Source organism: Paenibacillus sp. Y301 (genome assembly GCF_059445505.1).
In genome coordinates this window covers 380899-402793 of sequence record NZ_JCAIUL010000001.1, presented here as the reverse complement: position 1 = coordinate 402793, position 21895 = coordinate 380899, and the positions used below count along the sequence as shown (strand labels likewise).

Annotated in this window: 25 protein-coding genes and 1 riboswitch; of the genes, 6 read left to right on the top strand and 19 right to left on the bottom strand. The window is 41.8% G+C overall.

All coding sequences use genetic code 11. From position 1 onward, the window contains the following. Positions 1 to 43 precede the first annotated feature (43 nt). Positions 44 to 1186: a tripeptidase T gene (locus tag AC1D69_RS01965; RefSeq protein ID WP_495454461.1), complete on the bottom strand. Its 1143-nt coding sequence runs from the start codon at positions 1184 to 1186 to the stop codon at positions 44 to 46. 97 nt (positions 1187 to 1283) lie between these two features. Here AC1D69_RS01965 and prli42 point away from each other — a divergent pair, with 97 nt between their 5' ends. Beyond that, complete coding sequence (prli42, locus tag AC1D69_RS01960; RefSeq protein WP_495454460.1) at positions 1284 to 1385, top strand: stressosome-associated protein Prli42; 102 nt, start codon at positions 1284 to 1286, stop codon at positions 1383 to 1385. Between the two features lie 3 nt (positions 1386 to 1388). On the opposite strand, the gene lipB is transcribed toward prli42, so the two are convergent. The 5 genes from lipB to lpdA all read right to left on the bottom strand — a co-directional run bounded on the left by lipB (position 1389) and on the right by lpdA (position 7140). Further along, a complete protein-coding gene (gene lipB, locus AC1D69_RS01955; RefSeq protein WP_495454459.1) occupies positions 1389 to 2093 on the bottom strand; it encodes a lipoyl(octanoyl) transferase LipB in 705 nt (234 codons plus the stop codon). A 54-nt stretch (positions 2094 to 2147) separates the two neighbouring features. Continuing rightward, positions 2148 to 3512 (bottom strand): dihydrolipoamide acetyltransferase family protein, encoded by a 1365-nt coding sequence (locus AC1D69_RS01950; RefSeq protein ID WP_495454458.1) that lies wholly within the window; start codon positions 3510 to 3512, stop codon positions 2148 to 2150. A gap of 20 nt (positions 3513 to 3532) precedes the next feature. Then, a complete protein-coding gene (locus tag AC1D69_RS01945; RefSeq protein WP_495454457.1) occupies positions 3533 to 4519 on the bottom strand; it encodes an alpha-ketoacid dehydrogenase subunit beta in 987 nt (328 codons plus the stop codon). Next, entirely contained in the window at positions 4510 to 5544 is a 1035-nt protein-coding gene (locus AC1D69_RS01940; protein WP_495454456.1) for a thiamine pyrophosphate-dependent dehydrogenase E1 component subunit alpha, read from the bottom strand. Before AC1D69_RS01940 ends, AC1D69_RS01945 begins: the two co-directional genes overlap by 10 nt. 174 nt (positions 5545 to 5718) lie before the next feature. Then, positions 5719 to 7140, bottom strand: a complete 1422-nt coding sequence (lpdA, locus tag AC1D69_RS01935) for a dihydrolipoyl dehydrogenase (protein WP_495454455.1) — start codon at positions 7138 to 7140, stop codon at positions 5719 to 5721. Positions 7141 to 7340: 200 nt separating this feature from the next. On the opposite strand from lpdA, the gene AC1D69_RS01930 reads away from it, so the two are divergent. Continuing rightward, a complete protein-coding gene (locus AC1D69_RS01930; RefSeq protein WP_495454454.1) occupies positions 7341 to 7652 on the top strand; it encodes a DUF2627 domain-containing protein in 312 nt (103 codons plus the stop codon). 73 nt (positions 7653 to 7725) lie between these two features. Here AC1D69_RS01930 and AC1D69_RS01925 read toward each other — a convergent pair whose 3' ends face one another. After that, positions 7726 to 8034, bottom strand: a complete 309-nt coding sequence (locus AC1D69_RS01925; RefSeq protein WP_495454453.1) for a hypothetical protein — start codon at positions 8032 to 8034, stop codon at positions 7726 to 7728. 115 nt (positions 8035 to 8149) lie between these two features. Further along, positions 8150 to 8359: a hypothetical protein gene (locus AC1D69_RS01920; protein WP_495454452.1), complete on the bottom strand. Its 210-nt coding sequence runs from the start codon at positions 8357 to 8359 to the stop codon at positions 8150 to 8152. Between the two features lie 121 nt (positions 8360 to 8480). On the opposite strand from AC1D69_RS01920, the gene AC1D69_RS01915 reads away from it, so the two are divergent. Continuing rightward, positions 8481 to 9050, top strand: coding sequence for a thymidine kinase (locus AC1D69_RS01915; RefSeq protein ID WP_495454451.1), 570 nt, complete (start codon positions 8481 to 8483; stop codon positions 9048 to 9050). A 102-nt stretch (positions 9051 to 9152) separates the two neighbouring features. After that, on the top strand, positions 9153 to 9884 hold the full coding sequence (locus AC1D69_RS01910) for a ZIP family metal transporter (protein ID WP_495454450.1): 732 nt from the start codon (positions 9153 to 9155) through the stop codon (positions 9882 to 9884). A gap of 20 nt (positions 9885 to 9904) precedes the next feature. Here AC1D69_RS01910 and AC1D69_RS01905 read toward each other — a convergent pair whose 3' ends face one another. From AC1D69_RS01905 to AC1D69_RS01895, 3 genes are all read right to left on the bottom strand, one after another. Beyond that, entirely contained in the window at positions 9905 to 10735 is an 831-nt protein-coding gene (locus tag AC1D69_RS01905) for a stalk domain-containing protein (RefSeq protein ID WP_495454449.1), read from the bottom strand. Positions 10736 to 10896: 161 nt separating this feature from the next. Then, positions 10897 to 11022 carry a hypothetical protein gene (locus AC1D69_RS01900; RefSeq protein ID WP_495454448.1) on the bottom strand — a complete coding sequence of 42 codons (126 nt, stop codon included), beginning with the start codon at positions 11020 to 11022 and terminating at the stop codon, positions 10897 to 10899. 26 nt (positions 11023 to 11048) lie between these two features. Next, the gene (locus tag AC1D69_RS01895; RefSeq protein WP_495454447.1) at positions 11049 to 11375 is read right to left on the bottom strand and encodes a hypothetical protein; all 327 of its coding nucleotides are present in this window, start codon (positions 11373 to 11375) and stop codon (positions 11049 to 11051) included. 244 nt (positions 11376 to 11619) lie between these two features. On the opposite strand from AC1D69_RS01895, the gene AC1D69_RS01890 reads away from it, so the two are divergent. Next, positions 11620 to 11844 (top strand): hypothetical protein, encoded by a 225-nt coding sequence (locus AC1D69_RS01890; protein ID WP_495454446.1) that lies wholly within the window; start codon positions 11620 to 11622, stop codon positions 11842 to 11844. 157 nt (positions 11845 to 12001) lie between these two features. On the opposite strand, the gene AC1D69_RS01885 is transcribed toward AC1D69_RS01890, so the two are convergent. The 8 genes from AC1D69_RS01885 to AC1D69_RS01850 form a co-directional block, all read right to left on the bottom strand. Then, complete coding sequence (locus AC1D69_RS01885) at positions 12002 to 13216, bottom strand: VWA domain-containing protein (protein WP_495454743.1); 1215 nt, start codon at positions 13214 to 13216, stop codon at positions 12002 to 12004. A gap of 2 nt (positions 13217 to 13218) precedes the next feature. Then, positions 13219 to 15582 carry a DUF5682 family protein gene (locus AC1D69_RS01880; RefSeq protein ID WP_495454445.1) on the bottom strand — a complete coding sequence of 788 codons (2364 nt, stop codon included), beginning with the start codon at positions 15580 to 15582 and terminating at the stop codon, positions 13219 to 13221. Then, entirely contained in the window at positions 15579 to 16661 is a 1083-nt protein-coding gene (locus AC1D69_RS01875) for an ATP-binding protein (protein WP_495454742.1), read from the bottom strand. Before AC1D69_RS01875 ends, AC1D69_RS01880 begins: the two co-directional genes overlap by 4 nt. A 31-nt stretch (positions 16662 to 16692) precedes the next feature. Then, entirely contained in the window at positions 16693 to 18555 is a 1863-nt protein-coding gene (locus tag AC1D69_RS01870) for a HEAT repeat domain-containing protein (protein WP_495454444.1), read from the bottom strand. Positions 18556 to 18582: 27 nt separating this feature from the next. Next, entirely contained in the window at positions 18583 to 20016 is a 1434-nt protein-coding gene (locus tag AC1D69_RS01865; protein ID WP_495454443.1) for an SWIM zinc finger family protein, read from the bottom strand. A gap of 151 nt (positions 20017 to 20167) precedes the next feature. Further along, entirely contained in the window at positions 20168 to 20482 is a 315-nt protein-coding gene (locus tag AC1D69_RS01860; protein WP_495454442.1) for a DMT family transporter, read from the bottom strand. After that, a complete protein-coding gene (locus AC1D69_RS01855; RefSeq protein ID WP_495454441.1) occupies positions 20482 to 20823 on the bottom strand; it encodes a DMT family transporter in 342 nt (113 codons plus the stop codon). The genes AC1D69_RS01860 and AC1D69_RS01855 overlap by 1 nt, the downstream gene beginning before the upstream one ends. A 73-nt stretch (positions 20824 to 20896) precedes the next feature. Next, positions 20897 to 20995: riboswitch (guanidine-I (ykkC/yxkD leader) on the bottom strand. Positions 20996 to 21070: 75 nt separating this feature from the next. Beyond that, positions 21071 to 21316, bottom strand: coding sequence for a hypothetical protein (locus AC1D69_RS01850; protein WP_495454440.1), 246 nt, complete (start codon positions 21314 to 21316; stop codon positions 21071 to 21073). 170 nt (positions 21317 to 21486) lie between these two features. Here AC1D69_RS01850 and AC1D69_RS01845 point away from each other — a divergent pair, with 170 nt between their 5' ends. After that, positions 21487 to 21705, top strand: a complete 219-nt coding sequence (locus tag AC1D69_RS01845) for a hypothetical protein (RefSeq protein ID WP_495454439.1) — start codon at positions 21487 to 21489, stop codon at positions 21703 to 21705. Positions 21706 to 21895 lie beyond the last annotated feature (190 nt).

Genomic DNA, 21895 nt, shown 5'->3' with positions numbered 1-21895 from the left:
CTGATGGTCAGGATTTTATCAATTCATATCATAAAGAAAAGTATTACCCCTTCTTAGCTATCTCTTTACCAGATTCTTGAATGATCGCTACGACCATTTCGGAAGCTTTTAGCATATCTGCTGCTTTAATCCGTTCTTTCGTTGTATGAATGTTCTCATATCCAAGAGCCAGGTTAACGGTAGGAATGCCGAACCCATTAAATATATTAGCATCGCTTCCTCCACCGGAATGGAATGTTCTACTCGATAACCCCAGATTAGCGATTGCACGCTGAGCGAGCTTAACGACAGCATCGTTCTCATTGAAATTAAACGCAGGATATACAATTTCACTACGGAATTCGCACTCTGCATTATATTCACGAACTGTAGTCTCAAGCGCTTCTCTCATCTGTGCAATCTGTTTATCTACTTTGTCTTGAACAATACTACGGGCTTCAGCATCTAATTGAACGCGATCACATACGACATTTGTTGGTCCACCGCCAAAGAATTTACCAATATTAGCAGTTGTCTCATGGTCAATGCGACCCAGATTCATACGTGAAATGGCTTTCGAAGCCACTTGAATGGCGCTAATTCCATCTTCGGGATTGACACCAGCATGTGCTGATTTACCAATGATTGTCATCGTAATTTTAGCTTGTGTAGGTGCCGCAACAGCAATTGCACCGATCTCACCATTAGAATCTATGGCATAACCGTATTCTGCATCCATAAGCGTAGGATCAAATGCTCTTGCTCCACGAAGTCCTGATTCCTCACCAGCAGTAATGATAAATTGAATCTGTCCGTGAGGTATCTTCTGTTCCTGAATGACACGAATAGCCTCTAGAATAGCTGCAATCCCAGCCTTGTCATCTGCACCTAGAATTGTCGTTCCGTCACTTGTGATCCATCCATCTTCACCAAGTGACGGTTTAATGCCAACACCAGGTGTAACAGTATCCATATGGCATGTGAAAAAGATATGCGGAGCATCAATAAGTTGATCTGCTTCCCAAGTAATAATTAGGTTCCCCGCTCCATGACCCGTCCGCTCTTTACTATCATCTTCCACAACATTCAATCCAAGTTCAGTGAACTTTTTCTTGAGTACAACACATATTTCCTCTTCATGCATAGTTTCGCTGTCTACCTGTACCAATTCTATAAATTCCTGCACAATACGCTCTTGTGATGTCATTGGACTTCCCTCTCTCTCGTAGATACGTTACAATAAGTGAATAGTAATAGACCTAGTCTATGACTTCTAAATCAACCTAAATTAAAGGAGTTTCATCATGCAACGAAAAAAAGTATTTCGTGTTTTCATTTATCTTATGCTCATCGCCATGCTTGGCTCTACTTTACTCATGGTCGTTGAACCTTTCCTTGCCCGCTAGAAATCAGCGGGCTTCTCTTAATGTATCCGATACGTACCCTTCATAATCAAATATGGAAGTAAATATTGGAGCGATCTCATTAGCAACTTGCATGATATCAAATGATTCCCCGGTGCAATCCTCAAGTGATGTCACACCGAATTCATTAATCCCACATGGAACAATTCCTAGAAATCCTTCATTCTGAATACCAGAAGTTATATTAAAAGCGAATCCATGACTTGTTACAAAACCTCGATGGTGGCGACACTTATTAAACTTCACACCGATCGCACAAATCTTGTCTTCACCTACCCACACACCTGTATATTTCGGTTTCCGGCTTCCAACAACACCATAAAGATGCAGATAATCAATAATGACTTGTTCTAGATTGCGTAAATATCCATGTAAGTCTAACCCCTGTCCATTTAATAAAAGTAGGGGATATCCTACCAGTTGCCCTGGACCATGATAAGTAATATCTCCACCTCTATCAATTTGAAACAAAGCAATTCCACGTTCCTTTAACTGATCTTCACTGAGAAGAAGATGTTCTGGATGTTTTTGTGATCCCATGGTATACGTAGGTGGGTGTTGCAGAAGCAAGAGACTTTCCTCTTGCTCTCCAAGATCTATACGACGAACGATTTCCTTTTGTAGATCCCAAGCTTCACCATAGTCCATAAATGGGGTATACGAAATATCAAGCGTTTTGCGCAAATCCATCCTCACCCTTCCGTAAAAGAAACGAAGTTAACCTATTTGTTTCACATTGTGGTTCTAATACAACTTCGTATCCAAGGTGTAGCCTTCCAAGTTTTCTTTTACACGTTGGAGAAAGCGACCACAGATCACACCATCCAGAATTCGATGATCTAACGATAAGCATAAATTAGCCATTGAACGAACGGCGATCATATCGTTAATAACAACCGGTCTTTTAACAATCGATTCGAATGTGAGAATAGCCGCTTGTGGATAATTTATAATCGGATACGATAACACGGAACCAAAGGACCCTGTATTGTTTACTGTAAACGTACCACCCTGCATATCATCCAACTTTAATTTCCCTTGTCTAGTCTTAGTTGCAAGCTCTTCAATTTCTCTAGCAAGACCCGCAATATTCTTCTGATCTGCTCTTTGAATAACAGGCGTCATTACCGTATCTTCCGTTCCTACAGCCAAAGAGATGTTAATGTCACGTTTGACAATAATTTTGTCTACTGCCCATACGGAGTTCATGATTGGGTAATCTTTTATTGCATTAACAACAGCTTTCAAAAGAAAGGCTAAATACGTTAAATTAAAACCTTCATTACGCTTAAACTCGTCCTTGAGCTTATTTCGTAACAAGACTAAATTCGTTACATCCACTTCAATCATTGTCCAAGCATGAGGGATTTCAGATACACTTTGTCGCATACGTGTGGCAATAGTATTGCGAACCGGCGTGATATCAATAAGTGACTCCGTTCTTCCTGATTGTCCTTCAATCACATTGTTTGGAATGGGTGGAGTTGCATTCAAATGGAGTCCTGAATTCCGAGAAGCTGGCGCAGTATTCTCCACATACTGAGAAGGAGTCACAGCAGGGTTAATATGATTTAATCCATCGAAGGGTGATGCTCCTCCCGTATCCTGCGAGGAGATAACGGATGATGAATTACCTTGTCCTGAAGATCCTTGCTCTACATGTGCTAGAACATCTTTTCGAGTGATTCTTCCACCCATACCTGTTCCTTTAATATCATTAAGATTCAAGTGGTGCTCCGCTGCTAAAGTTTGAACAGCTGGTGAATATCGACTACGCATAGATTGATCAGTAGATGCAGTTGCTGAAGCTTCATGTGTAGTTGTATTCGCTACTACATTTACGGGCGCCGAATTATTCGTAGAAGCAACAGCGATTCTACAAATAACCTCCCCAACAGCAATAACTTGACCCTCTTCAGCTATAAGTTCTCCCATTACACCATCCAATGTGGATGGAATTTCAGCATTCACCTTATCTGTAATCACTTCACAGATCGGTTCATACTGTTCAATTCTATCTCCAGGTTGTTTAAGCCATTTGCCAATCGTTGCAGAGACAAGCGATTCGGCGAGCTGTGGCATAAACACATCGGTTAATTGTTCAGACATATTCTTCACTCCTAAGCTTCCTAGTAGTTCGCCAATTGGATCATGGCTTCTTTCACTTTATCCTTGCTAAGCATGTAGAATTTCTCCATAGGCGGGCTAATTGGCATCGCTGGTACATCTGGGCTACACAATCTCATAATCGGTGCATCAAGATCATACAAACACTCTTCTGAGATAATGGCAGATACTTCGGCACCAATACCGCCTGTCTTGTTATCTTCATGAACAATAAGGACTTTACCTGTTTTACGGACTGCAGCAATGATAGCGTCTCTATCTAGTGGCTGTAATGTACGCAAATCTAGGACATGTGCAGTAATCCCTGATTCTTTCTCCAGCTCTTCAGCAGCCTGCATGCAGAAATGAAGTGGCATACTGTACCCGATAACCGTGATATCTTCGCCCTCGCGCAACAGATTAGCTTCGCCGAGCGGTACAATATAATCATCTAATGGAACGTCTTCTTTAATGAGTTTATAACATTTCTTGTTCTCGAAAAAGAGTACCGGATCTGGGTCACGTATAGCTGCCTTTAATAAACCTTTGGCATCATATGCAGAATAAGGTGCAACAATTTTTAGACCCGGTGTGCCGAAGAATATCGATTCTGGACACTGAGAGTGGTACAACCCTCCGAAGATTCCTCCGCCAATAGGTGCGCGAACGACAATCGGACAATTCCAGTCATTATTTGAACGATAACGGATTTTGGCCGCTTCACTAATAATTTGATTCGTTGCGGGTAGCATGAAATCTGAGTATTGCATCTCAGCAATAGGCTTCATCCCATACATTGCAGCTCCAATAGCTACACCCGCGATAGCTGATTCAGCCAACGGCGTATCCATCACGCGCTCTTCCCCGAACTGATCCAACAATCCTTTGGTCGTCGTAAATACGCCGCCCTTAACTCCCACGTCTTCCCCAAGTACAAATACGTTCTCATCGCGTTCCATCTCTTCCTTAATGGCAAGACGAATCGCATCAATATATTCCATTACTGGCATGACTTATCCTCCTCAGACATGGCATAGACATGCAGAAGCGTGTCCTCTGGTTTCGGGAACGGTGCCCGATCAGCATATTCCGTAGCTTCTTTAATCTCCATATTTAACTGATCCACTAGATCTGCATCTTTAGCATCATCCCAAATACCAAGATTTATTAAATAGGATTTCATCCGAGCTACGCCATCTTTCTTCCAGTTCTCATCGATTTCTTCCTGTGTACGATACGCAAGATCATTATCCGATGTAGAATGTGGTGAGAGTCGATACATCATCGCTTCTATAAGCGTTGGACCTTCCCCACGAATTGCGCGTTCTCTTGCTTCTTTAACTACACGGTACACTTCTAACGCGTCGTTACCATCCACACGAATTCCAGGGAATCCATATCCCAGCGCACGATCACTAATTTTCCCACTAATTTGCTTGTGGATAGGAACAGAAATCGCATACTGATTGTTCTCACACATAATGATCACTGGCAACTTATGTACCCCAGCAAAGTTACAACCTTCGTGGAAGTCTCCTTGATTGCTTGATCCCTCGCCAAAAGTAACAAAAGAAACAAAGTCTTTTTTCTTCATTTTTGCAGCAAGTGCAAAACCAACGGCATGAGGAACTTGAGTCGTCACCGGACTAGATCCCGTAACAATTCGTAATTTTTTGCTACCAAAGTGACCTGGCATTTGACGCCCACCACTATTAGGATCTTCTGCTTTTGCGAAGGCAGATAACATCAATTCTCTAGGAGTCATTCCTACAGCTAGTACAAAACCGTAGTCTCTATAATACGGAAGGAAATAATCCTTCTCGCGATCTAGAGCAAACGCTGCTGCAACCTGAGCTGTTTCTTGCCCTACACCTGAAACGTGGAAATTAATTTTCCCTGCTCGTTGTAACAATAAATTACGTTCATCAAATTTGCGTGCTAGTAGCATATATCTGTACATGTCAATCACTTGACCATCACTCAGTCCAAGTTGCTCATGCTGATTATTCCCTTTAACATTTTCTTTATCATTCATGGTAGGTACCTCCTTGTTCATAGAGCTAAATCCTCATATCTGATCTGATCTTAAAACCAGGTACTAAGACTAGGCTAAACCTATTATAATCCTTTTACCCCTAAAAAGAAAAGGCGGTTTGATTACATTTCACATAAGAATTTTAAACTTATAGATCACAAATCCCATTCAACCTTACATTCCGATTGCATTTCCATCGACTGCAAGCATAGCTTCTCCAAGCACTTCAGACAAAGTAGGATGTGGATGGATAGTCTGGCTCACTTCCCAAGGTGTTGCATTCAGTACTTGTGCCAATGCAGCTTCGCTAATTAAATCCGTTACATGAACGCCAATCATCTGTACCCCTAGAATATCATTTGTCTTGCGGTCAGCTATCACTTTGACGAAACCTTCTTTGTTTCCATGCACTAATGCTTTTCCAATCGCTTGGAAAGGGAACTTCCCAACTTTAACTTCCAATCCTAATGCCTTGGATTCCTTCTCCGTATAGCCAACACTCGCTACCTCAGGACGCGTATATACACAACGCGGTATAAGTTGTGATTCATACGGATGTACTGTTTCTCCAGTCATGTGATTCACAGCTGCAATTCCTTCATGGCTTGCTGCATGGGCCAATTGAACGCCACCGATCACATCTCCTATAGCATAGATGTGTGCTTCACCAGTCTGTAAGTACTTATTAACCGCAATGCATCCTTTTTCAGTACGCACGTCCGTATTTTCAATACCAATGTTCTCTACATTGGCTTGCCGTCCAATCGATACAAGCAACTTCTCAGCGGTTAGACTATGGGTGCTACCCCCTTGTTCTACATTGATTGTAACTACTCCACCACTCACCTGGTATGTATCCGCTAGCACTTTACTACCTGTCATTACCGTAATGCCACGACGATTAAAGATTCGTGTTAGCTCTTTGGAGACTTCCTCATCTTCTTGTGGAAGTAGTTGATTGGCCGTTTCTACGATCGTAACCTCGACTCCAAAATCATTCAGCATAGAGGCCCATTCCACTCCAATGGCTCCACCACCGATAATAACTATAGATTTAGGTAGCTGCTCCATTAATAGTGCCTCATCGCTACTCAGAATATGAACACCATCTGGTTCAAGACCTGCCAGTATCCGAGGACGGGAACCTGTTGCAATAATTAAATGTGTTGGTACTATAGTCTCCATTTCACCGTTTGCTAATTCCACAGCTACTGCCCCACTCTTAGGTGAGAATATAGAAGGTCCAGTCACACGCCCTTTGCCGTGTAGCACTTTAATTTTATTTTTACGCATTAAATATTGAACGCCTTGATGCAATTGTTCTACAATATCCGTCTTTCTCTGTTGCACTTTAGGGAAGACCACTTTGGCTCCACTTGTTTCAATACCATAGCTATCGCTTTCTTTAATCTCCGCAAATACCTCCGCACTACGTAATAAAGATTTGCTTGGAATACAGCCTCGATGGAGACATGTCCCACCAAGCTTGTCCTCTTCAATAATCACGACATCTTTACCTAACTGCGCGGCACGAATTGCAGCCACATAACCACCGGTACCTCCGCCGAGTATTGCAATATCACATGTAATAGTCATATATATCCTCCACCTATTTGGTTTTCACCTAATGGAATGTCACAATCATCTTGCTTAGATTGACATTCCGTCACTCTCTTATATTCTACTCTTTTTCATTCATATTACAAAGTTTAGCCTTTTATTCAAATAGACATCCTTCCATGAAAACGGTATTATACAAGGAGATAAATATTCCAAGAAATAGGAAGGATTTAACCATGAAATTACTCATTACCCGCTTCATCGCCATTCTAATATTGGTTATTCCAGGTTTGATGGCTATGACAGGATTTCTAATGATGAAAGATAGCCTATTCGATTATCTCTCCATACATGGTGATGCGTCTGTAGCGGATCCATCCTTCCAATGGCTTCATTTTGGAGGAGGACTTGTCCTCTTTGTTGCTGGTATGGCTTTTCTGGGAGGTTGGATTCTCACTCGAGATCGGAAACGTAATTATGTCGGTCCTCGCTTCAAAGAAAAAAGGAAACCGACTCCACCCAAAGCTCCTACTCAATCGAAAATGTGAGGGTGGAATGAATCAACCCAAAGAGACCCCGTTTGTTTAACGCTAACGGAGTCTTTTTTTCTATTTCCAGATTTCAAAAGGTTCCTTGATCACTCGCAATGATATTAATCGTATCCTGAATATCTGCTTGCGACTTATTAGCATTCGTTGGTGGACCCAATATAGGTAACTCCGTTAGCTTATCTGTTGTCAGTAATACTTGTAATATATTATCACGAGTGTAGATCACAGAATCTATATTAAAGAAGCCAGCCAGAAGGGCACCAATAAGAGAAATTTGTTGTGGAGTTAAATTTGGGGTAGAGCCATTCGTACTTTGCCCCTTGTTAGAAATTTGAACTCTTTTTCTCCGTCGTCGCTTTTTATTGGAAGAAAGACTCACCATCACCCCACCCTTCAACAGAAGCTATCCAACTCTCCTTCCTATAACATATATCAAGAAGTCTGAATTGGTGTGATGGTTAGGCCCATTTATGCATACATAAAGATATAAACTTTTACTCGTATAAAGCGTCACGAAGCTTTGTCGACATCCTTGATTCCTTAGAATTGGATTTCAAAATGGTCTTTCTTAGTGAGAGATTCAACTGAATACACTTATCTAAATCCTCCACAAGATCATTCACAAGTTTGTGGGTTTCTGAATCAACTGACCCTGTTCTTTCTAAATCTGCAATTCGTTGTTTGTATTGTTCAATCGATTCCATATTTTTTCTCCTTTAAAAGTACTGTTTATGTGTTTCTAGTTTTGTTAATATAAATAAATGTACAGGAAATCAAAAATTCCTCACATCATACTTAGAGGCAAGTTGAAAGGAAGAGGTAAGGTTGGCACAGTTATTTTTTAAATATGGGGCTATGAATAGTGGTAAATCCATTGAAATTCTTAAAGTCGCCCATAACTATGAAGAACAGAACAAACACGTATTAATCTTCACATCAGCGATCGATGACAGGGACGAAGTAGGTTACGTTTCCTCAAGAATTGGTTTACGTAAAGAAGCAATCCCTATCTATGAGGATACTAATCTTTTTCGAATCGTACAAGAGCATCAACCGAAACCATCATGTGTACTCATCGATGAATGTCAGTTCATGACTGAAAAAGGGATCCTTCAACTAGTCCAAATTGTGGACGAACTTCATGTTCCCGTCATGGCATTTGGTCTTAAAAATGACTTTCAAAACAACCTGTTCGAGGGAAGTAAATACATGCTGATTTACGCGGACAAAATTGAAGAGTTGAAAACCATCTGTTGGTTCTGTGAACGTAAGGCTACCATGACATTGCGTGTAGAAAACGGCAAACCTATCTATACAGGACAACAAATCCAGATTGGTGGTAATGAAACCTATTATCCCGTATGCCGTAAGTGCCATGCCAACCCACCGTTATAGATCACAAAACAAACCGCTTCTGTATCCATTATTTGAATATAACGGATTGTACAACTAACAGCGAGATAACTTAACAATCCATCATATATAAGGAGTGTTCTTATGGAAGCAGCTATTATTGGAAGTTTTATTTCGGCAATGGCTACCGTTTTGGGAGCCGTTCCTTTATTCTTTGTCAAGAACCTATCTGAAAAGTGGAAGGATATCCTAATCGCCTTTACCGCAGGCATCATGGTATCCGCTTCCACCTTTGGATTGATGCCACAAGCTGTCAATGAATCTGGCATTGTAGCTCTAACCATTGGATTGTTGTTAGGTATTGTTGTTCTTGACTTAATTGAGAAGAATATACCTCATATTGATGTTGAGAATGACTCTGGTATTAGTACGTTTGATTCCAAATCGCTACTCGTCATTATCGCTCTATTCATACATAACATTCCAGAAGGTCTTAGTACCGGGTTTAGCTTTGCAAGTGACAACGAGAGTTTGGGTCCCATGGTTGCCATCTCAATTGGTGCTCAGAATATGCCCGAAGGATTGATCTTGGCAGTATTCTTAATGAATTCTAACCTTACAAAACTCAATGCCTTTCTACTCGTTGCACTCACTGGTTTTATGGAAGTCATTGCGGCGATTGTAGGTTACTTCACCGCAAGTTACATCGAATCTTTAATAGGCTACGGTCTGGCTTTCGCTGCTGGTGCGATGATGTTTATTGTGTATAAGGAACTCATTCCTGAGAGTCATGGTCACGGTTATGAGAGACCCTCCACATACTCATTCATCATAGGTTTACTTGCAATGGTCTATATCAGTTACATGTTCAGTTAAATTATCCTTCAGTCATAAGGCTATTCTTCGTCTTGAGAGAAGATAGCCTCCCCTGCTATATAGACTCCATTCTTAACCCTATATTCAATCTCTAACTCCCCAATGAAATCACCTGGAGAAACTTGTACAGCCGCAGAAGCCTTTATGATATTGTCTTCAACATAATAATGAATAATATTACCGATTACAGGCTCTTTGAACCAGTGCTCCCTCTCTGTGCTCAACTTATCATTCGTAATCAAGGTCTGATGACCATTTACAACCAATTCAATGCCTTTACTTGTCACATTTCCTGTGAACTGTTTTTTTATAGCAATGATCGCATCCTCGACAGGAATGTTCGAGCCTGAATCACCATTAATTAAGTGAAGTTCGCTTATGTAGACTCCTGTTCCATATCCTTTAGTTAAAATAATCGCAATTTCCTTATTTCCATCTCCGTTCAAATCAACCGTATGAATCTCTGGAACATAGTTTGGGTTCGTTACAGTGTACCCTTCTAAGGCTCTACTGAATTGATCAGTAGTGATTTCTAATTCTTCATAATCCCCACTCTCCCCTTCCTTGCCAGTGATTACAATATGATCTAATTCAGAAATGACCTTTTTTTCGTAATCCTTGATTTCAACTTCTTTTGAATTCGCGTTATAAGAACCTATTTTATTGAACGCTTCTGTAATGGTCGTTAAAGGTACCATAACTCGTCCATTTATAATTTGTGGTGGTGTTTCTGTTACTTGTTCATTTCCATTTATAATTAATTTAATTGGATTCGATGCGAAAGCTATGACAGAAGTTCCAAGTAATACACAAGCAGCCGTGGTCACAATGACCCACTTCTTAGATTTCAATGTCAATCCACCTTTCATGGTGTAGGGATTTAATATATCTTATCGTATGCTCATTTTAGCAAAGTTTCCAGAAAAAAGATTGTAACTTTTTTATTTTGTCTCTATTCAAGAAAAAAACACCCTTAGCGAGGTGCTTATCCATACTTTACATATAAAATATGCTAATCTCTTGTTGGTGTAGCACTTAGCCCTTCAATATCTGAAGAACCAAAAACAAATAACACAACCAATATAATAACAACTACACTCTCGGCGAAAAAAGTACCATCAAAATTCTGATCACTCATTGACTTTACCTCTTTCCTTGTGGTCATCAAGTATTTCCACCCATGGCCTGAACAAGCTCAGCTACAGTTAAGTTGGCATTATTGTTAATGAAATCAATTAAATTATTCATATTGGCGTTATTCGTGTTATTCATTTTTTTCAACGTATTATATTGACCTACTAAACTCACAATCATGGTTGCTTCTCTAAATATTTGAACTGCATCGACTCTTAATTTCCCTGTTACAAGTAACGCAGCCACAATAAATTCTAAGTTATGTCCCTGCAATGAGTCCAAGACCGTCGAGTTCGATGTTTTATTTTTTTTGGATGAATTATTTTGCTGTTTTTTATTTTTCCCCACGGGAGTCATTCATTCTTCCTCCCACCCTATATTGTATTTTCAAAGTATGCACAACACTGACAATATTCCTTATTTAATAATCTATTCACTAACAATGTTCCCCGTTACTATAAAGCTCCTTAAACATCGCCCTATTTAAGATTACAATATTCGATTTCATTCATATCTTCACTACGCCACAGGTAACTTAGCCGACACAAGCTAGTCATATAACTCATAAAATGACCTATGACATGAAAGGAGGCTGACAACAGTGGAGGCATATTATAACTGTTTGAGTTGTATGAATCGTAGAGTGCGTATTCTTACGACAAATGGATACACGCATGAAGGAGTAGTAACCGGCGTAGATAGCCAAAATGTTTATTTGAGAACGGACTCTCCTAGAAATAAAGTACACACATCTGCCTTTTATTACCCAGGCAATCAAATATTGACCTTAAGTTTATTCACTTTATTAGCCATTGCATTAATATAACAAGCAATTACTGTCCACAATGGCTTCTGATATTTGTCAGCAGTCATTTTTTCCATGAAATTAGGTATACCAAATACCACTTCTTTTGGGGGTTACGAATAATCCAAAAAGAAGTGGTATTTATAGGTTATGCTTAAAATCAAACTTAATGTCGCTCTTAAATTCCTTTGGTTCCTAGTCTTATGGAAAGCTCTGTCAAATCCTGCCCCTTCAATGCTCCCTCTACTAGCTGAGGAAGAAGTGCTGGGGTACAAGCAAAGGTTGGAGTACCGTCACGGGAGAAAGCCTTCGCAACCTGTTCATCATAAAATGGTTTTCCTTCATCCGACAAGGCTAGCAAACAAAGCGTTTTGACACCGGACTCCTTCATCTCCCGCATACGCCGAATGAGCTTCGACTGGTTGCCACCTTCATAGAGATCCGAAATAAGGATAAACAGTGTTTTTTTCGGTTCCTCTATAAATTGCTCACAATAGGCTACTGATTTATGAATATCAGTTCCACCACCAAGCTGAATGCCGAAAAGCATATCCACGGGATCATTGGCACATTGCTCAGTCAAATCAACGACTTCTGTATCAAATACAACGACACGGGTCTCCAGTGCCGGAATACTTGCAAAAATGGACCCAATGATCGATGCCCAAATCACTGATTCTGCCATAGAACCACTCTGATCGATATCGATGATGACAGTCCACTCTTTGTTCTTCCTTGCTCGGTCATAGAAATAAAATCTCTCAGGAATGATCCTCTGCAAGCTGACATCATAGTTTTTCAGGTTGCGTTGAATCGTCCGCTTCCAATCAATGCCGCTTAATGAAGAGAGTGGTGTATGTTGTCTTCGGTTTAGTGCTCCAGTCACTGCCCTTTGAATATTTTGTTCCATTCGCTTGATCAGCTCATCTACGACAGACTTTACAAGCATACGGGCCGTTTCTTTGGTTTGTTCAGGTATTTGCCCCTTCAATGACAATAAGGTGCCTACAAGCTGAATATCTGGTTTAATACTAGCTAACACTTCAGGTTCTAACAATAGTTGTTTCCAACCCTTACGCTCCATCGCATCGTTCTGGATCACAGACACTACATCCTCGGGGAAAAGGCTACGTACATCTCCGAGCCACTGCGCTAACCGTGGTGCAGATTGCCCCTTCCCCGCTCCTCTAGAGCTCGAAAATGGAGCACCACCTATATCGCTAACTTGATTGGTCTGATCATAGATAGCTGCCAGGGCACGATCCATGATTAGTTCTTCATCCGATAATACCATCTGCTCAACTTGACCAAATTCAGACAGTTGATCTTCCGCATCCTGACCTAGAATAAGTCTCCAACGGGACAACATACGACGATCTACAGAACTTACCATCGTCAAAAGTCCTCAAAATCAAATTCGTTCAAATCATCTAGCATTTTAATTTCTTCCTCCTTCAAGTCATCCATCAGTATCTCCGCAGTTTGCTCGCTGTTAACGCCCCATAATTCTCCGAGAAGCTCAGCAATCATACTCTTCTCTTTGGGACTAAAGAAACTGAAGGCTCGTCGTAAAAACACGAGAGCACGCACAAACTCTTCATCCTTAAGTGAGGTGATATATACGTTTAATTGTTCCCAGAGACTCATTCGAGACAAGAGAGCATAACGGTTGCGCATAGCTAAGCCTTCAAACCATCCGGCACCCAAGTCAGCTGGTATACCAGGAGATAGCCGACGCGATACTTCTTGCGCACATTGTTGAGCAGATATAGCATTTCTCTCTAACAAAATCGCACAAGCGAGGCCAGACAGGCGTGGATGACAATCATCCCGATCGGACAGACGAGTAAGTTCCTGAATCCACAATGATTCATCTACTTCTTCACTATGTTCGCCCGAAATATTATTCATTTCATTCATCGCCATAATCATAGCATCCGACACTTCATCGTTGCATTGACTGGCGTCGTATAAGAAAAGACAACCACGCATAAACAGTTGTTGCAAAAGTGGTACCAAAGGGGCCGTATCTATCAGGCGAACACCCCCATAACGGATCAACCCGGATAACTCTCTACCTGCAGCTGCAATTCGAACAACATCCTGACTCTCTACCGAAAGACGCTGAAGCGCTTTCCTTCCTGCTTCCATCTGATGGATCAGCCCACACTCATAGGCGGTACGGATCAGTACAGAGGCTTCATCCATAGTATTACAGCTTTCCAAACGTTGGTGTAGCACATAACCTGTAGCTACCTCTACTGTTTCGCCAAGTAACGTCGATTCAACCACTTGAATCTCCACCTCGGGTGACCACTGTACTACCCAATGTTCCGCCCATATTGCCTGTTCTAAGGACTTCGATTTTTCCTTCACAAAGTGAATACCGAGTAACTTCAAGCGATGAAACAAAAACGAACGATTCAAATCTAGATATGCGGCTTCTTCTGATGAAACTCTTCGATTCTCACGCAAGTCTAGTACTAGATCATTCGCGATCGTAGACTTATATTTGTCCAGCTTCAGTCTTTTCAACTGCCGGTTCATGTCATCCTGAATGGGAGTCTGACTTACGCCTTCCGCCAGTTCCCCCATAGCGGTTCCGATATCCGTGCGTGCAAGTGACTCCGCCACAGGTGACAATTCTCCTCGCCCGAGCAACGTCTTCGCTGCATCACGCAGATCTTGAAGTGTTGGTGCGCTACCTCCATGCAATGCTGTCAAAGACTCAGCCAGACGAACCGCTTCGATGATCTCAGCTGTAGAGCGGTATGTTCCGCTGTTTCTCATATCGCTTGCAATAATTGATAAATAGTGATGTGGAAGGTCACTTAGCGTACCATTAACCATCCGATTCCACATCATTTCAAAATAATGGGGGGCGATGTTGCCAGCCCCATACCCCGAAAGAGAGGACAACTTATAGTACGAATAGGGCATAAGCGTCAGTTTAGTTTTGCGCGATGGTAAACATCGTATTTCTTCATCATTCATCCATCTGGAAAGATCAGTTAATGCAGATGCATGATACGCACCGCAGATCACGACAATGTTACCAGGTTCATGTCCTGCTGCAATGGTGTCCACAATTTGCCGACGCATATAGGACTCCCGTACAGTATTGTACGCGTATTCCAGTCTTTCCTCACTTCGCTCTTTCTCTTCAGTCAACTCACGCATATGATTGGAAAAAGCGAGGATTGCTTCGCGGTAGGCATCTACATTCAAATTATGTTCAAAGTTTCGTTCCCAGTAAGCATCATAATCAGACTCTCCAGAAAGTGCTACAATACGATCATATACGGATTCTCTAGTGTAATCGACCTCTTTTACATCTTCAACATCTACAGATTCCTTTTCACGTTTTTCTTCACTGTCCTCAACTTTCTCATCCACATCCAATGTTGCGCCACGTACATCCTGCAAACAGACGGTGGAAGAAGAAGGTAGGTCGATAAAAGCACAATGAGCTCCCTGCTTGCGCGCCCACAGCATTGCTTGATACTCTGGTGAGTACACCGCAAATGGCCAAAGCACCGTTCGCACGGGCAGTTCCTCTGTAAAAGCGAGAATGGCAACGGGTGGCTTCGTTGTACCACTGGTTAAATGGATTATTTCCGGCGTTGCGTCAGAAGGACCCTCGATAAGTACTGCCGTAGGTTGGATATGCGATAGATAGTCTATGACATGCTTGGCCCCGGCCGGGGACAGGTGCCGCACACCAAATATATGTACGCCATCTCCGCTTACGCCATTCACGAATTAATCTCCTTACAGGCTGTGTACAGCCCTCGCCAACTAGCCCCACGTTTTTTCATAATATTGTCTAGGTATTCTTTCCATACGAGCCGATCCTTGTCGTCATCTTTTACAATCGCCCCTTGCAATCCTGCTGCCAAATCTTCATCTGTCATTTCTCCATTACCGAAGCTCGCAGCAAGTGCCATACTATTCGTTAGTAGTGAAATAGCTTCTGCCGTCGAAATTACACCGGCTGGTGATTTGATCTTCTCTTTCTTGTCGAGCGTCATGCCACTTCGCAACTCCCTAAAGATCGTAACGACCTTCTGAAGTGCCTCATCTGCGGGTACGGCTGCCTGTAAATCGTAGGATGATGCGATTTCTGCAACACGTTTTTTCACAATTTCAATTTCCGTTTCCAGATCTGCTGGTGCTGGCAAGACGATAATGTTGAATCGTCGTTTCAGTGCTGTGGACATCTCATTAACCCCACGGTCCCTTGTATTGGCTGTAGCAATGATTGAAAATCCCTTGCGCGCATTCATTTCCTTACCAAGCTCAGGTACCGATATCGTCTTTTCCGATAAAATAGATATTAAAGCATCCTGCACTTCTGAAGCACAGCGCGAGATTTCCTCAAATCGGGCAATACCTCCGGCTTCCATCGCACGCATAATCGGACTTTGCACAATTGCTTCCGGTGTAGGCCCTTGAGCCAACAACATAGCATAGTTCCAAGAATAACGGACTTGTTCTTCCGTTGTGCCTGCAGTTCCCTGCACGACCAGACCGGAATTACCGTAAATGGCTGCAGTAAGGTTCTCAGAAAGCCAAGATTTTGCTGTCCCAGGCTCCCCGATCAGTAACAAAGCCCGATCCGTGACAAGCGTTGCAATTGCCATCTCGATAAGTCGTTGATTACCGATATATTTCGGAGAGATAACTTGTTTACCCGCTATTCCACCTACGATAAATTTCAGAACGGATTGAGGTGACATCTGCCATCCTGCTGGAACCTTACCTTTATCTTCACGAATTAACGCTTTCAGTTCTTCATGATAAAGTAGCTCCGATGGTTGACGCATTACATCCTGCATAGCTTGTTCAGTGCTCACTTGTACCACTCCTTTATGAATGAATAGACTGCATGTTGTTCAGGATATAATGAAGCTGTTCTTCGGCTCTGTGTAGAAATTTAGGAAGTACGGCTTGAATGCGTTCAGCGAAACTTACAGGAAGTTGACACAGCTGTTCGAAAAGGAAAGGCTCTATTTCGTGGCAATCGATATTACGTTCGTCTTCCATGGCTTGCATGAGAGCTTCATGAAGTACGTAGTCTCTCGTCTCTGCACGCACAAGTCCCATAACCGTCAGATTAGCATACCGATTGCGAAACTCTGGAGAGGTCTGAAGCTTGCCAAGCAAGTAATTCACCACTTGTTCATCCCCTGGTCGAGCAAAGGCGCATACCAACGCAAGTACATCCTGCTCAACAAAGTGTTGCAACCATCGGACATCCCAGGCATTCGACATCGAGATTTGTGGCAACATTTCGACATGATAGGTATACGAATTCTCTTCGTTGTAAGCCCATATTTGTTCATAGACCCTATATTTACGGAAAATGACGAGATCTTCGATCGTTTCCAGAAGCCGTTTTCGCCGTTTCGCAACTCGGCTAACTGGAGTAGCTTCGAATCCTTCAAGTAGTAAACTCACATACTCTTCATACACTCGATTTGGTGCCAATATAGATTGTGCTTTACTGAACACTTCATTAGCATAAGAACTGCTGTTTACCGTTCGTTTTAAATCTTGCTCTACATTATCTATCAGAAGCTGACGGGCTTCTTCGGAGTCTACTTTTTTCATATACAACGTTGCTTCATTGACGAGGAATGTCCAGCCTAAAGTATACATATACAGTTCATACTGCTCTAAGACCCCACGGTATAACACTTCAAGCGCTGGGATTTCTTTATGGTGGAGTGCCCATAAATATCGTTTTACCTTCGTCCAAATGTCCTCAGTCCTATTTTTATCATTACTTACTTCATGAAGCGATTGAAGCTCCCTAGCGAAATCGTGGACCAGATGCTCGGTGAGTACAACCGAATGGCTTCGAGCCAAGGCTGGATTGACGAGCTCACAGTCTTTCCCAGTGGATGCTTCATAAAGACGATCGATTGCGCTCTCCCAATCACTAGCAGCCAGGGCATCATAAGCTGCCTCTCGTATCCCCTTTTTCTTGTCACGGCTCCAATCAAGCACGGCCTTCTCGTACGTATCATGACCAGCTAACAGACGTATCGCTGTCGTACGTACTTCATCTGAACCCGAAGACGCCGATTCGAAGATCACTTCAAGTACTTCCACACCGCCATTCTTCGCGATCACCTTCAGCTTCCGCGACTCTACCTTGCCCCCTGCCGGATCAAAGGCTTGTTGCAAATAAGGTACAATCTCTGCACCATAGGAAGGCAAAATATCCGTCATCGCAAACTCTGCGATCTCTACATAAGGATCATTCAACGCCTCTATAGCAAGCGGAAGTAGCCGGAGATCCAGAAACACTCCTTCTTGATAAGCTTCTTTTATAATCTCATAGCGTCCACCGCCTCTTGTCGTTAAGGCGGCTCTAACAGCCGATAACTTCCGATAAGACAAGCGGGCATGTAAGTGGATTGGTTGGTTTCTTATTGCCATCAGCTCTCCATTCAATGACGTCGTGCCTTGAGTGTGCAGCACAGAGAGAAGTAATACGTTCAAATCCTGAAGTTGTCTGGCAGATTCCGCCGTGCACTTCGAATCAGGTTCGATCAGCGCCTGAATCCCTTCACCCAATTTTTTAAAAACCGGTGCGCGCTCCCCTAACTGTTGAAATTGGGGGAGAATTCGTTTCAAACGAAAATCACCCGTAGCCAGCTCGCTTCCTGCTATATAAATACGTCTGAGTTCCTCGTTTAGCTCTTGCAGAAGTGCGGTACTCATGTCCTTTCCTCCTCTGAATCAAAACATCTAGTATAGTAATCGAATGATTTCCTGATTGGTAATGATGCTGAGCGGCTGTGCGAGTAAGCGTCCGCTGTCTAGTTGATGTTCAAACATCACAAGCATAGCTACATTATGCAGTACCTCATCTGACATATATCTTAAGAGCGACACCGTTGGCTCCGTATAGTGATCATGTAATCCAAGCATTTGTCCGGACTCATCGCGAATGGCATATTGCCCTTCTTCGTTTTGACATACTTCACGCACGTATAATAACATCACCGGATTCGGATCGCTGAGTGGATTTTTAATCTGATTTTTCACTTTTTTAATGGCCTCAGCATAGGAAGGTGCTACAAATTCACGAATACGTGACATATCATACTCTGATACCGGTCTTGCTCTCATCTCTTCAAAACGCACACGACAGTTCATTTCTCCGGGATAGCGATACAATATTGGGATTTCTGCAACATCGAAAAAGCTGTCCTCCTCGCGCATCAGCTTCGCGGCTTTATAAGGACGGTAGTGGACGGTGCGGTGGATCTCACCACTATCCATCTGGATCCAATAACCACTGTCTACATATTCTTGGCGAGCCTGCTCATCATAGCTGAGGAAGGAGAGCTGGATTAACTCCGTTTGCCCGCTTACAAGCCCTGCTTCCTTCAAGTCCGTCAGCTGCCAGGCATGCCCAAGCCATTCCTCAATTGTTGTCTCATGATCAAGCGTATGATCAGGATCTTCCAACTTATTATTCAAATGAATCCGGCCCTTCTTGATAAAAGCATGAATAATGGCTAATTGTTCAGAGGCATACGTGTATGTATCTTCGATATTTTCTTTCGCAGCCAATAGCAGATATAGCCTGCGTAATTGTGTCTGCGCACCTGCTAAATAATAGCTTCCCATCTGCTTGATGTGATCCTGAATCACTTTCAAATCTTTCGCATCCATCGTTCCTAGACCACGGCGGATTAGCGTATCTGTCAGCTTTTCGAGTACATCCAATCCTTCTAACTGTGATATAATTTTCTTCTTCAATGCAGATTTATTCACTTTCTTCGGCTTAGAAGAGGTCCCTTCCACTGCTTCCTTTGCCTTTTTCTCTTCTCTTTTCTCTGCTTTATCACGCTTAGCAGCAAGGTCCTCCGGCACGTCCGCTACTGTAAAGACTGTTCCTTCAACATGAGCATACAACAGGCCCAGCACATGCTTACAGGGAATCTGTCGGCTCGGACAGGTACATCGCATGACAGGTTTGTCAGGTATGGCGAAGTCAGCAGAAGGTAAATAAGGCGTTTTCCCGCTACCCGCACATGTCCCAAACAGCACCTCCTTGTTCTGTGATTGATGTAGTTGCAGGAATTTTCCCTTTCTTACCAGATCATGCCCATTCTTAATGGCTGCGCTATTAGGCGCAAGCGAATCTATCCCAGACTCCGTTATTTCTATCATGTCATTCCTCCTACTTCCAAGCTAAACATACTGATTGTCATAAAGCCTACCGCCATTCTATAATAACACCTAGGATTTGGCATGGTAAATACCTTCTAAATTCCTAATTAGGAACAAACATTCTCGTTTTAAGGTAGATCCTAATACACTATCACGAGACGAGCTTTAATCCTATGGCGGAAATGAGAACTATACCTATCAAAACAATTCTTCTCCAATCTTTTGATTCACCATATAGCAGCATTCCTAATATTGCTCCACCAGACGCTCCAATTCCTGTCCAAATGGCATACGTTGTCCCCATCGGTAGGGTTTGCATGGCATATGCTAGAAATAGAAAACTTGCGCCGAATCCGAGTAGTAACCCACTGAATGATCGCCAGTTACGCTCCTTATGAAATTTGCTAATCATAGCAACACCAGACATTTCAAATAACCCCGCTAAGATTAAAGATATCCACGCCATTATGACCCATCCCCTTCTTGGTCTTGATCTTTTGTAACTAATTTCAAACCAATGACCCCTGATAATAAGAGTACAATCCAAAATGCTTTGACCACCTGAAAAGATTCACCAAAGAATATGACTTCGGAAATGACTGTTCCGGCAGTACCCATCCCAACAAAAACGGCATATACCGTCCCAACAGGAAGTTTTCGTCCAGCTATGATCATAAAATAAAAGCTAATGATGATTGACATAACCGTCCCTGTCCAAGTCCAAAAGTCATATGCATGTTTCAAGCCAATCACCCAAAAGACTTCGAAAAAAGCGGCAACAAATACTTTAATCCAGGTTGTATTCATTACTAAAACACCTCCAGTTTTATTTACTTCCTTGAATAACAAAAAAAAGCCTAGGAGATAACTGTTAAACAGTTTCTCCCAGGCTTTTATCCTTCCGTGACACAGCTCTCGCTGTGAGTCTTCTCTCGGTCCAGACCAACCACATGGATGCGGAACCCTAGAAAACATTTTAAATATATAATTCCTTTGAATTATACACACTTATAAATTTTATTCAAGATTAAAATATTTACATAAAATACCAGAATTAATGATTGCCACTTTTAATATTAAAATTGCGTACTTTCATCCATTTACCAGATATAAATTCATCAATAGTTCCCGTTTTGGGTCTAACACAAAATCGATGCTCAGTCCCTCGATCAAAACCCAACGCTTCATAAATTAAACTTTCACCGATCTGTTCCTTAAAAAACACCTTCTTTAATCCCAATCTATTCATGATCTCAATCTTCACATTCTCAATATACGTACGTGAATAAGTCTTAGACATATTTGTTCCTCCTAGTAGTCGTAATAAAATTATAGAATCAAAAAACTAGAAGTCAAGAAAAGTCTCTATAACTTACATGATTATACTCATAAGTGTCATCGCCTTTCTTTTCCCCACGCCATAAGGTATCCTATTGTCTACAGTCAACGATATCTTAAAGGGGTTATAACATGTCTAAGCAATCTAATAAAAAGCAAAATAATCAAAAAAAATCTAATCCACTCCAATCACGTACTAAACGTGAAGGTATCATTCGCATCCTCCTATTCATTGTCTTATCCTCTCTCACATTTATTGTCCAAGATTATGCATGGGCTGTTACACTCATCACATTATTCGCCATATATTTACTCATCACAGGAGTACAGAAGCTCTTTCTTAAAAAATGAGTGGGTAGCGTCAAGAAGAATACCGCTAATTATTGGTTTTTTCATCTCAAACCCAATAATTAGCGGTATTTGTTTAATTGTCCTATAGAAATCACTTTAATTAACAGGATTAAGTGAATATTTCAATATTACGAAAAATGGGTACGATGTCATATAGAATGAATTTTGGTTATAATAATTTTATATGGCA

Excerpts from the sequence above, each read along its gene's own strand:
- AC1D69_RS01965 (WP_495454461.1), bottom strand. The coding sequence starts at position 1,186 with ATGACATCACAAGAGCGTATTGTGCAGGAATTTATAGAATTGGTACAG.
- prli42 (WP_495454460.1), top strand. The coding sequence starts at position 1,284 with ATGCAACGAAAAAAAGTATTTCGTGTTTTCATTTATCTTATGCTCATC.
- lipB (WP_495454459.1), bottom strand. The coding sequence starts at position 2,093 with ATGGATTTGCGCAAAACGCTTGATATTTCGTATACCCCATTTATGGAC.
- AC1D69_RS01950 (WP_495454458.1), bottom strand. The coding sequence starts at position 3,512 with ATGTCTGAACAATTAACCGATGTGTTTATGCCACAGCTCGCCGAATCG.
- AC1D69_RS01945 (WP_495454457.1), bottom strand. The coding sequence starts at position 4,519 with ATGCCAGTAATGGAATATATTGATGCGATTCGTCTTGCCATTAAGGAA.
- AC1D69_RS01940 (WP_495454456.1), bottom strand. The coding sequence starts at position 5,544 with ATGAATGATAAAGAAAATGTTAAAGGGAATAATCAGCATGAGCAACTT.
- lpdA (WP_495454455.1), bottom strand. The coding sequence starts at position 7,140 with ATGACTATTACATGTGATATTGCAATACTCGGCGGAGGTACCGGTGGT.
- AC1D69_RS01930 (WP_495454454.1), top strand. The coding sequence starts at position 7,341 with ATGAAATTACTCATTACCCGCTTCATCGCCATTCTAATATTGGTTATT.
- AC1D69_RS01920 (WP_495454452.1), bottom strand. The coding sequence starts at position 8,359 with ATGGAATCGATTGAACAATACAAACAACGAATTGCAGATTTAGAAAGA.
- AC1D69_RS01910 (WP_495454450.1), top strand. The coding sequence starts at position 9,153 with ATGGAAGCAGCTATTATTGGAAGTTTTATTTCGGCAATGGCTACCGTT.
- AC1D69_RS01900 (WP_495454448.1), bottom strand. The coding sequence starts at position 11,022 with ATGAGTGATCAGAATTTTGATGGTACTTTTTTCGCCGAGAGTGTAGTT.
- AC1D69_RS01895 (WP_495454447.1), bottom strand. The coding sequence starts at position 11,375 with ATGACTCCCGTGGGGAAAAATAAAAAACAGCAAAATAATTCATCCAAA.
- AC1D69_RS01885 (WP_495454743.1), bottom strand. The coding sequence starts at position 13,216 with ATGGTAAGTTCTGTAGATCGTCGTATGTTGTCCCGTTGGAGACTTATT.
- AC1D69_RS01875 (WP_495454742.1), bottom strand. The coding sequence starts at position 16,661 with ATGCAGGATGTAATGCGTCAACCATCGGAGCTACTTTATCATGAAGAA.
- AC1D69_RS01870 (WP_495454444.1), bottom strand. The coding sequence starts at position 18,555 with ATGAGTACCGCACTTCTGCAAGAGCTAAACGAGGAACTCAGACGTATT.
- AC1D69_RS01865 (WP_495454443.1), bottom strand. The coding sequence starts at position 20,016 with ATGATAGAAATAACGGAGTCTGGGATAGATTCGCTTGCGCCTAATAGC.
- AC1D69_RS01860 (WP_495454442.1), bottom strand. The coding sequence starts at position 20,482 with ATGGCGTGGATATCTTTAATCTTAGCGGGGTTATTTGAAATGTCTGGT.
- AC1D69_RS01855 (WP_495454441.1), bottom strand. The coding sequence starts at position 20,823 with ATGAATACAACCTGGATTAAAGTATTTGTTGCCGCTTTTTTCGAAGTC.
- AC1D69_RS01850 (WP_495454440.1), bottom strand. The coding sequence starts at position 21,316 with ATGTCTAAGACTTATTCACGTACGTATATTGAGAATGTGAAGATTGAG.
- AC1D69_RS01845 (WP_495454439.1), top strand. The coding sequence starts at position 21,487 with ATGTCTAAGCAATCTAATAAAAAGCAAAATAATCAAAAAAAATCTAAT.